Origin of the sequence: Dyella sp., from assembly GCF_035277725.1 — a bacterium.
Lineage (GTDB): Bacteria > Pseudomonadota > Gammaproteobacteria > Xanthomonadales > Rhodanobacteraceae > Dyella_B.
On sequence record NZ_DATEJY010000199.1, the window covers coordinates 1 to 10,101 of the forward strand.

General features: G+C 61.0%; 11 protein-coding genes. 5 read left to right on the forward strand and 6 right to left on the reverse strand.

The window, feature by feature from the left end:
• Window positions 1-74 precede the first annotated feature (74 nt).
• Both VJR68_RS17265 and VJR68_RS17270 read left to right on the forward strand, forming a co-directional pair.
• Window positions 75-662, forward strand: a complete 588-nt coding sequence (locus VJR68_RS17265; protein WP_414647812.1) for a 1-acyl-sn-glycerol-3-phosphate acyltransferase — start codon at window positions 75-77, stop codon at window positions 660-662.
• 12 nt (window positions 663-674) lie between these two features.
• Window positions 675-1,310, forward strand: coding sequence for a LysE family translocator (locus VJR68_RS17270; protein ID WP_324149771.1), 636 nt, complete (start codon window positions 675-677; stop codon window positions 1,308-1,310).
• 43 nt (window positions 1,311-1,353) lie between these two features.
• On the opposite strand, the gene VJR68_RS17275 is transcribed toward VJR68_RS17270, so the two are convergent.
• Together VJR68_RS17275 and VJR68_RS17280 are read right to left on the reverse strand one after the other, a co-directional pair.
• Window positions 1,354-1,800 (reverse strand): nuclear transport factor 2 family protein, encoded by a 447-nt coding sequence (locus VJR68_RS17275; RefSeq protein ID WP_324149772.1) that lies wholly within the window; start codon window positions 1,798-1,800, stop codon window positions 1,354-1,356.
• Window positions 1,801-1,878: 78 nt separating this feature from the next.
• Complete coding sequence (locus VJR68_RS17280) at window positions 1,879-2,787, reverse strand: LysR family transcriptional regulator (protein WP_324149781.1); 909 nt, start codon at window positions 2,785-2,787, stop codon at window positions 1,879-1,881.
• Between the two features lie 271 nt (window positions 2,788-3,058).
• Between VJR68_RS17280 and aceB the strand changes: the two genes are divergently transcribed.
• Window positions 3,059-4,654: a malate synthase A gene (gene aceB, locus VJR68_RS17285; RefSeq protein WP_324149773.1), complete on the forward strand. Its 1,596-nt coding sequence runs from the start codon at window positions 3,059-3,061 to the stop codon at window positions 4,652-4,654.
• Window positions 4,655-4,685: 31 nt separating this feature from the next.
• Complete coding sequence (gene aceA, locus VJR68_RS17290) at window positions 4,686-5,981, forward strand: isocitrate lyase (RefSeq protein ID WP_324149775.1); 1,296 nt, start codon at window positions 4,686-4,688, stop codon at window positions 5,979-5,981.
• 52 nt (window positions 5,982-6,033) lie between these two features.
• Here aceA and VJR68_RS17295 read toward each other — a convergent pair whose 3' ends face one another.
• Window positions 6,034-7,551, reverse strand: a complete 1,518-nt coding sequence (locus tag VJR68_RS17295; protein WP_324149776.1) for a YifB family Mg chelatase-like AAA ATPase — start codon at window positions 7,549-7,551, stop codon at window positions 6,034-6,036.
• A 142-nt stretch (window positions 7,552-7,693) separates the two neighbouring features.
• Window positions 7,694-8,023: an accessory factor UbiK family protein gene (locus tag VJR68_RS17300; RefSeq protein ID WP_324149777.1), complete on the reverse strand. Its 330-nt coding sequence runs from the start codon at window positions 8,021-8,023 to the stop codon at window positions 7,694-7,696.
• Between the two features lie 111 nt (window positions 8,024-8,134).
• Between VJR68_RS17300 and glnK the strand changes: the two genes are divergently transcribed.
• A complete protein-coding gene (glnK, locus tag VJR68_RS17305) occupies window positions 8,135-8,473 on the forward strand; it encodes a P-II family nitrogen regulator (RefSeq protein ID WP_284321058.1) in 339 nt (112 codons plus the stop codon).
• Here glnK and VJR68_RS17310 read toward each other — a convergent pair whose 3' ends face one another.
• Both VJR68_RS17310 and gpmA read right to left on the reverse strand, forming a co-directional pair.
• Window positions 8,474-9,019: a DUF1453 domain-containing protein gene (locus VJR68_RS17310; RefSeq protein ID WP_324149779.1), complete on the reverse strand. Its 546-nt coding sequence runs from the start codon at window positions 9,017-9,019 to the stop codon at window positions 8,474-8,476.
• 94 nt (window positions 9,020-9,113) lie between these two features.
• Window positions 9,114-9,857, reverse strand: a complete 744-nt coding sequence (gene gpmA, locus VJR68_RS17315) for a 2,3-diphosphoglycerate-dependent phosphoglycerate mutase (RefSeq protein ID WP_324149780.1) — start codon at window positions 9,855-9,857, stop codon at window positions 9,114-9,116.
• Window positions 9,858-10,101 lie beyond the last annotated feature (244 nt).

The window sequence follows — 10,101 nt, forward strand, 5'->3', positions numbered from 1 at the left end:
CTGGAAGGCAAGCAGCAGCGGGCGAAGATCAAACAAGGCCGGTCACGTTCCTGGAGCAGCGAGTGAGCGACCCCATGCTGCCGGCGGTGCCGCCGCAAGCTCCTCTGCTCAACAGCCGCTTTTGGCCCTGGCTGATGCGCGGCTTGCTGCGCCTTTCCGGCTGGCGCCTGCTTGGCCAATTGCCGGACGAGCCGAAAGTCATCCTGATCGGCGCGCCGCATTCGTCTTACTGGGACGGCGTGTGGGGCTTGATGATGAAGATTGCGCTGGGCATCAACATCAACATCATGATCAAGCGCGAAGTGCTGGAAGGGCCGCTGGGCGTCATCCTGCGGCCGATCGGCATGATCCCGATCAACCGCAAGGCGGCGTTGAACGTGGTTGGCCAGATGGTCAAGCGCTTCAATGAGAAGGAACGCATGTGGCTGGGCATTACGCCCGAAGGCACGCGCAAGCACGTCAAACACTGGAAATCCGGGTTTCTGCGTATCGCACACGAAGCCCACGTGCCGATCCAGCCGGTGTTTATCGACTATCCCAGCAAGACCTTCACGCTCGGTCCGTTGGTGCGCGCCACTGATGATCCCGATGCGGACATGCTGGCGATACGTGCGTTGTTCCGGCCTTATCGCGGCAAGCATCGCAATACGGAAGCATCGTAAAAGAGGAAACCGATGGACGCCTTCGGCATCCAGCATTACCAGGCATTTCTGCTGGCGAGCATCGTGCTCAATCTCACGCCCGGGCTGGATACGTTCTACATCCTTACGCGCAGCGGCCGCGAAGGCCATGTCGTAGGCATGGGCGCAGCCCTCGGTATCAATGCCGGCTGCATCGTGCACACGTTGGCGGCGGTGCTGGGCATTTCGGCGATCCTGATGACGTCCGCACTGGCCTTCAGCGTCTTGAAATATCTCGGCGCGGCTTACCTGGTGTGGATCGGTTGTCGCATGCTGCTGTCGCGTGCGACAACCAGGCAGCCAACGCGCACGCGTGGCAATGGGGTTGGCGCAGCCTTCCGCCAAGGCATGTTGACCAATGTGCTCAATCCCAAGGTTGCCTTGTTCTTCCTCGCGTTTTTGCCGCAATTCGTATCCATGCACGCGCCCCATCCGCAGCTTGGTCTGTTGCTGTTGGGATTGAGCTTCATCGCTACCGGCCTGACATGGTCGACCGTGCTGGCCTTGATGGGCGGACGCATTCATCGCCTGCTGACCGCCCGACCGCAACTTGGCCAATGGATGGATCGCGTTTGCGGCGCAGTGCTATTGGCCTTTGGCGTGAAGCTCGCTTTGCAACAGCGCAGTTGATACGGGCAAGGCGTTGCTGACGACTGCCTGCATCAAGCACCCATCATTGGCAATGTTCTTTTCTTTCGTTATCGGACAAGCCGATGATGGTCCAGCGGCCATCGAGCTTGCCAAGCGTGAGGACATCCGTGCCGCAATGGTCCACCTGGCCGCTTATCGTGAATGTATAGGGCGCCCAGACGACGGCAAGGTCGTGATCGATGTGCACGAGCGGGCGGTAAATGTGCTCGGCAATGGGTCCGCCGCGATGCGCTGCAATGGCATCGGTGAGTTTGTTGATGTCCAGACGGCGTAGCTCGCCCTCATGCACGCTCGTGATCTCGAGGTTCTGGACGACGACCGCCAGCATGCCGCTTTTGTCTTGCCGGCCAAGCGCATCAAAAAACTGATGGACGGGCTGCATGACTTGGGCATTTTGATCGGCGGCATAACAAGGGGCCAGGGAGCACAGCATCACTACGGTGGCGAAGGCAGGCTTGCAGAGGTTCATGACGGACGCCCTTGATGGATGTGATGATCATCGTGGCGCTTGATCGCCGCCCTCGCCAAGTGCATGAGGTCAGTGGCCTCACCGCTCGGAATGACCCGGCTCGTCGTAGTCCCGGTGCGTCAGCAAACCGGGCCGGATCAAGTCGATGAACGCCTGCGCTTCCTTGCTGAGAAACTTGCCCTTGCGCATTACGACGCCATAGCTGCGCTGCGGAAAGTATTGGCGCATGTTGCGTACGGCCAGGCGCTGGCGATCCGCGTCGGTGATGCAGATGCTGGTAACGATGGAAATGCCCATGCCCATCGCCACGTACTCCTTGATCACCTCCCAACCACCGACTTCGATGGCGACGTGATAGGGCACCTGCCGCTGCTGGAACACCAGATCCACCAGCCGATAAGTGGAAAGACGCTGCGGCGGCAGGATCAGGCCATAGGGCGAAATATCCTCCAGCCGTACGCTTTGCTGGCTCGCCAGCGGGTGATCTACCGGCGTGATCAGCAGCGGATCGTAGTGATACACGGGCGCCCAGGCGATGTCGTTGGGTACGTCGAGCATGGAGCCCACCGCAAAATCCGCCTCGTCCGCGCGCAGCAGCGCCAGGCCGTCCTTGCCGGTGACATTGGCGAGCTGCAGCTGGACGTCGGGAAAGCGCTCCCGGTACTGCCGCACCAGAGCCGGCAGCAGGTACTGGATGGTGGAACTGCCGGCCGCGATCGTCAGCTTGCCCGCCTGGCCGCCTTTGATCTTTGCCTGGAATTGGCGATCCAGATTTTCCCACCCCTCCACCAGCGGACGCGCCAGTTCGTAGAGCGCCTCGCCAGCGTCGGTCAAATTGATACGTCGGCGGCTGCGCTGGAGGAGTTGCGCGCCCAGCTCCCGTTCCAGCGCCTGCAACTGCAAGCTGACGGACGGCTGGGAGAGGTACAGCGCCTCGGCGGCACGGCTGAGGGTGCCCAGCTTCACCGTGGTGACGAAGGCGCGCATCTGCTTGAGGCGATTGCCCTTGTAGTAGTACCGGCCGGTGTCTGCCTTCGAGGCGGCAACCTTCCGCCTTGGCGGGCGCTTCACGCTGCCCGCAGGTAACTTTTTTGCCATATTTGGCCTCCAGACACTCAGCTAGGCGGCAATTGGTTCAATAACTTACGTCTTGTATTGGATTTTTAAATATCAAAAATTGAAACATTTGGTTTGTCAAATATAGTGCCACTGGCTAGCTTCCCATCCCACCCCGTCATGCAAGGTGGAGAAGCAGCCCATGGCAGTACCTAGCGAAAAGCTCGTCAGCCGGCCCATCGAGATTGATGCGGACACCACCGGCTACGAGGACATCCTCACCCCCGATGCCCTCGCCTTCCTGGCCCGCTTGCACCGTTTCGCCGAACCGCGGCGCCGGCAGTTGCTGGAAGCCCGGCGCGAACGCCAGGCGCGTTACGACGCGGGCGTCCTGCCGGATTTCCGGCCAGATACGCAGGGGATCCGCGAAGGCGACTGGACCGTCGCCGCCATTCCCGCCGCCCTGCAGGATCGGCGCGTGGAAATCACTGGCCCGGTCGAGCGCAAGATGATCATCAACGCGCTGAATTCCGGCGCCAAGGTGTTCATGGCCGACTTCGAGGATTCCTCCGCGCCCAGCTTTGCCAATCAGCTGGACGGCCAGATCAACCTGCGCGATGCGGTCAACGGCACGCTGGAATTCTGCTCCCCCGAGGGCAAGCACTACCGCGTCGACGCCAAGCCGGCGGTCCTGGTCATACGTCCACGCGGCTGGCACCTGCCAGAACGTCACATCACCGTGTATGGCGAGCCGATAGCCGGCGCCCTGGTCGATTTCGGCCTGTTTGCCTATCACAACGCGCGCGCGTTGCAGGTACGCGATCGCGGCCCGTACTTCTATCTGCCTAAGCTCGAAGCGATGGAAGAGGCCGCACTCTGGGACGAGGTGATGGCGCTGGCCGAAGAAGAACTCGACCTGCCCTACGGCAGCATGAAAGCCACCGTGCTGATCGAGACGCTGCCGGCCGTGTTCCAGATGCACGAGATTCTGCATGCGTTGCGCGACCGCGCCGTCGGTCTCAACTGCGGCCGCTGGGACTACATCTTTTCCTACTTGAAAACCTTCCGCGGTCATCGTGATCGCTTGTTGCCGGATCGCGGCCAGGTGCTGATGACGGTACCGTTCCTCAAGGCGTATTCCGAGTTGCTGATCCAGACCTGCCATCGCCGCGGCGCCTTTGCCATGGGCGGCATGGCAGCACAGATACCGATCAAGAACGACGAAGAAGCGAACGACCAGGCGATGACAAAAGTTCGCGCCGACAAGCTGCGCGAAGTGCAAGCCGGACACGACGGCACCTGGGTGGCGCATCCCGCACTGGTACCCGTCGCCATGGCGATTTTCGATCAACACATGCCGACGCCGAATCAGCTGCACGTCAAACGCGATGACGTGACGGCGGATCGCGACACATTGATCGCGCCTTGCGCCGGCACCATCACCCGCTCCGGCTTCGACAACAACGTGGAAGTGGCGTTGCGCTACACCGCGGCCTGGCTGGAAGGCATGGGCTGCGTGCCCATCCACAACCTGATGGAAGACGCCGCCACCGCCGAGATTGCTCGCGCGCAGCTTTGGCAATGGCTGCATCACGGCAACCTGGTATTTAGCGACCACGCGCCGATCGATACTGCGCTGTTCGATCAAGCCTTGGCGGCTCACACGCATCGCCTGCAAGAAAGCACGCTGCCTGGCGCACGACGCGCTGTCGATGCCGCAAAACTATTAACCGAGCTCACGCATGCCGATGAGCTTGGCAACTTCCTCACGCTTCCTGCGTATGAGCAGCTCGCTTGATAGCGCGCCAACACGATGACGGAGCACTGACATGAAAACTCATTTGCCTACTGCCGAACAAATTGCGCTGGATTGGAAGAACAATCCGCGTTGGGAAGGTGTCGAACGCGCCTATACGGCCGAGGACGTCGTGCGTCTGCGCGGCACGGTGGCGATCGAACATTCGCTGGCACGCCATGGTGCCGAGCGCTTGTGGAAGTCGCTGCACAAGGAGCCGTTCGTCAATGCGCTCGGTGCGCTTACCGGCAATCAAGCCATGCAACAGGTGAAGGCTGGCCTGCAGGCCATCTACCTCAGCGGCTGGCAAGTCGCCGCGGATGCCAACGTAGCTGGCGAGATGTATCCCGATCAATCGCTGTATCCGGCCAACTCCGTGCCGTTGGTGGTCAAACGCATCAACAACACGTTGCTACGCGCGGATCAGTTGCATCATGCCGAAGGCAAGGACGACGTCGACTGGATGGTACCGATCGTTGCAGATGCTGAAGCCGGTTTCGGTGGCGTGCTCAACGCCTTCGAACTGATGAAGGCGATGATCGAGGCGGGTGCGGCTGGCGTGCATTTCGAGGATCAGCTCGCCTCAGTGAAGAAGTGTGGCCATATGGGCGGCAAGGTGCTGGTGCCCACGCGCGAAGCGGTAGAAAAGTTGAATGCCGCGCGCCTCGCCGCGGACGTGCTCGGCGTTTCAACCCTCTTGGTTGCACGCACCGACGCGGATGCCGCCGACCTGCTTACGTCCGACATTGACGACAACGACAAGCCGTTCACCACTGGCGAACGCACGGTGGAAGGTTTCTTCCGCGTGCGCCCGGGCGTGGAACAAGCCATCAGCCGCGGACTTGCTTATGCGCCGTATGCGGACTTGGTCTGGTGCGAAACCAGCAAGCCGAATCTGGAGCAGGCACGACAATTTGCCGAAGCGATCCATGCGAAATTCCCTGGCAAATTGCTGGCCTACAATTGCTCACCCAGCTTCAACTGGAGACGCAATCTGGACGACGCCACTATTGCCAAGTTTCAGAAAGAACTTGGCGCGATGGGCTACAAGTTTCAATTCATCACGCTTGCCGGTTTCCACAGCCTGAACTACAGCATGTTCGAATTGGCGCACGGTTATGCGCGTCGGCAAATGAGCGCGTTCGTGGATTTGCAGGAGAAGGAATTCGCAGCAGCCGAGCATGGCTTCACAGCCGTGAAGCATCAGCGCGAGGTGGGCACGGGTTACTTCGACGCGGTGACGCAAGCGATCCAGCAAGGCAAGTCGTCAACGGTGGCGCTGAAAGGCTCGACCGAAGAGGCGCAGTTCCATCGAGCTTCAGCGGCTTGATCAGCTTCGGCCCCCTTCTTCTCCTTGAGGAAGGGACCGCTGCTTGGGTTTGCTAATCGGCTAGCAGGGAAATTCGCCGGTATTGCAGCGCTTCGGCCAAGTGATGCCGATCCAAGGCAGCGGCGCCGTTGTCAAGGTCGGCAATCGTTCGCGCCACGCGCAGCGTACGGTGGTACGCACGTGCGGAAAGCCCCAATTTCTCGAGCGCGGTATCGAACCACTTGCGCTCCACCGGCCCCAGCGCGCAATCGCGTTCAAGCTCGCGGTTGCTGATTTCCGAGTTCGGCCGGCCAGCACGCGCCAAGGCGTGATTGCGCGCACGAATGACGCGCTTGCGTACCGTAGCGGAGTCCTCATCATGCGCGCTGCGCTGCGTGCTCAAGTCGCTCAACGGTACGGTGGGTACTTCCACGCAAAGATCGATGCGATCGAGCAACGGACCAGAAATACGCGAGCGGTAACGCTGTACCTGATCTGGCGAACAACGGCAGCGCTTGCGCGTGTCGCCCGCGTAACCGCATGGACAAGGATTCATCGCTGCGACCAGCTGGAACTGTGCAGGAAAACGCAACTGCCGCGCCGCGCGCGATATCAGGATATGTCCCGATTCCAACGGTTCGCGCAGCACCTCCAACACGTGTCGGCTGAATTCGGGCAGCTCATCCAGAAACAGCACGCCATTGTGCGCGAGCGAAATTTCTCCAGGTCGGGGCTGCGAGCCGCCACCGACCAACGCCACGGCGGATGCGGTGTGATGCGGCGCCCGGAAAGGTCGGCGGCGCCAGTGCGCCGGATCCACTTGCTGGCCGGCTACTGACAGCACGGCGCAGGTTTCCAGGGCCTCGGATTCGCTCATCGGTGGCAGGATGCCGGGCAGGCGTTCAGCCAGCATGGTCTTGCCCGTACCAGGCGGCCCCATCAGCAACAGGTGATGACCACCGACCGCGGCGATCTCCAGGGCCCTGCGCGCCTGCAACTGGCCGCGCACATCAATGAGATCCGGACCGGCGTCACTATCAGAGGTCAAGACTAGAGCCGAGGCCGGTTGCATCAACTCATGCGAGCCACGCAGCCAACTGCATACGTCGCCGAGGGTATCGGCTACTAGCACGTCAGCCTCGGGAATCAGGGCGGCTTCCTCCGCGTTGGCACGCGGCACGACCACTCGGCGACCGCGCGCCCGTGCGCGCAGCAGGGCCGGCAGTACACCTGAAACCGGGCGCAACTGACCGGAAAGCGCCAGCTCGCCAAGGAATTCGCAATCATCAAGCTTTTCGCGTGGAACCTGGTTGCCGGCCGCCAGGATGCCCAGAGCAATGGCCAGATCGAAGCGCCCACCATCCTTGGGCAGCTCCGCGGGAGCAAGATTCACGGTGACCCTGCGGTTGGGGTATTCGAAGGCGGCACTTTGGATCGCTACGCGGACGCGGTCGCGCGCCTCGCGCACAGCCGCCTCGGGCAAACCAACGATATGGGTGCTGGGTAGGCCGCCGGAAAGATGGACTTCCACCATGACCTGGGGTGCAGCCACTCCGTCTTGCGCGCGGCTTAAAGTGACGGCCAGACTCATAAGATACGGCCACCACTCATGCGAGCGGAGTCGCTGGTTGATCGGTCCATCGAGCGACTCCGTGGAATCTCGGCGGATGAAAACGGCCGCCCCCGATTCCTTGGGGTGATGGTGACGAATCGGGGACGGCTACCGGAACTGATCAGGCTCCGCGAGATGACATGGTGGCTTCCAATTCCGCCACGCGCTTTTCGAGCTCTTCAACCCTAGCGCGTGTACGCGCCAGTACCTGGGCCTGAACGTCGAATTCCTCACGGGTAACCAGCTCGAGATGGCGCAGTCCCTGCGCCAGGATATCGTGAAAATTGGCGCGCAAATCCTTGTGCGCGTCTACCATCCCTGGCGGAACCAACGAGACAAGTCGTAGGGCAATTTGGTCGATATCCTGCCTCCCCATCATGGTAGGCACCTCGAACTCGTCGGGAGGCAGTGTATGAAGAAGGTGAAAAGCGGCGCCATCGGTGTGCTCCATCAAAACTTGTAGGGATTTTCCTACAAGGCGGGACGGGCTGCCTTCTGAGGACAGAATCGCTATGCTCCGCACCGCGTGACCGGGCCCGTCAGCCCTGTTGAGGAAAAATCCATGAAATTGGTTGTGGCTGTCATCAAGCCGTTCAAGCTGGACGATGTCCGTGAAGCACTCGCCGAAGCCGGCGTGCAAGGGATCACCGTGACCGAGGTCAAGGGCTTCGGCCGTCAGAAGGGCCACACCGAACTTTACCGCGGGGCCGAGTACGTGGTCGATTTCCTACCCAAGATCAAGGTGGAAGTGGCGGTGGACGATGACCAGCTTGAGCGCGTGGTTGAGGCCATCTCGCAGTCTGCCCGTACCGGCAAGATTGGCGATGGCAAGATCTTCGTCAGCAACCTGGAACAGGTGATCCGTATCCGCACCGGCGAGCTGGACCACGACGCCCTGTAATCAGGCCGTCTCGCGCAATTCCGGCCGGCTGCGCATGATCCGCTGATGATGGATCAGCAGCCCTGCGTAATAGCAAACGTAATATCCCACGACCAGGCCGAAGGTAAGCATGGTTAAGGGACTTTGTCCGAGGCCGGGTCCATGGATGGGCGGCGTCGCGCCGGTTGGATCTCCCAGCTGCGGTGAGAGCATGGCAAAGCGCCATGCCAGCCGCGCCAGCAGCAACGCCGTGATGATCGCCCCGATGTAAGGATTGGGGACGTAGCAGTCACCTTTCACGGGATGCGCTTCAAAACGGCTGAGGCGCAACCCAATCAAGCCAAGTGCGGCACCGGCCACCACACCGCCGGCCAGTCCACCCAGCAGTCGGATGTCATGCATGGCGGCGAAGCTGATGAGTCCCGCAATGACTGCCAAGATGACGATGCGCGCAATCATCCGCTTGCGTTGGATCGGCTGCAGGCCGAACTGCCTGCGCACCCGCCGCCACACGGCGAATACGATCACCGGTATCAAGACCAGCGGCATGCTGAAATGAGGTGCCATGGTGTCCACCCGCACAGGAAGTCGCGAGCAGATTAGCAGCGCGCCTCATGACAGGCGATTGACACCCGTCATGTGTTTTTGCCCGTAACAGGTTTTACTTGGCCTTGCCCTGGTTCGCCACGGCAGCCATCTTGGCGGCGATCGCATCCGCATCGCCAAGGTAGTAGTGGCGCAGCGGCTTGAGCTGGTCGTCGAACTCATACACCAGCGGCACGCCGTTGGGAATGTTCAATTCGACGATGTCATCGTCAGAGATGTTGTCCAGATATTTGACCAGGGCGCGGATCGAGTTGCCGTGGGCGACCAGCAATACGCGCTGGCCGCTGCGAATGGCAGGCGCCAGCACTTCATTCCAATACGGCATGACGCGAGCGACGGTGTCTTTCAGACACTCGGTATCTGGAATCAGCTTGGGATCGAGCCCGGCGTAACGCGGGTCTTTCAAGGAGGGATTTTCCGCGCGCGGCAGCGGCGGCGGTGGGATGTCGTAGCTGCGGCGCCAGACCTTGACCTGGTCCTCGCCGTACTTCGCAGCAGTTTCCGCCTTGTTGAGCCCGGTAAGTCCGCCATAGTGGCGCTCGTTGAGGCGCCAGTCGGTAAGCACCGGAATCCACATCAAGTCCATGGCGTCCTGCACGTGCCACAGGGTGCGCACGGCACGCTTGAGCACGGAGGTGTGCGCCACGTTGAAGTGATAGCCGGCCTGCACCAGCAGCTCACCTGACTCCCGTGCTTCGGCGGCACCTTGCTCGGTAATGTCCACATCGGCCCACCCACTGAAGCGGTTTTCAAGGTTCCATTGGGATTGGCCGTGGCGGATCAGAACGAGCTTGTGCATGGCTTGGATTCGAATGAGACGAGACAAGTACGGAATGGTGAAGGCCGTGCGTAGCCACGTCAATTGCCGGCTGTGTCGGAAGTCACGGTAAACCTTCGCTCGAAGACGCGCATCCTAGCCTCGTCCCATCTTGAGGAGTTTTGATCATGCGCTTTATCACGCTGGCTCTGGCCTTGGCCCTGCCTTTGACTGTGACAGCCCAGGACATCAGCAAGGTCAATGGCACCGTTTCCGTTGACGCCGG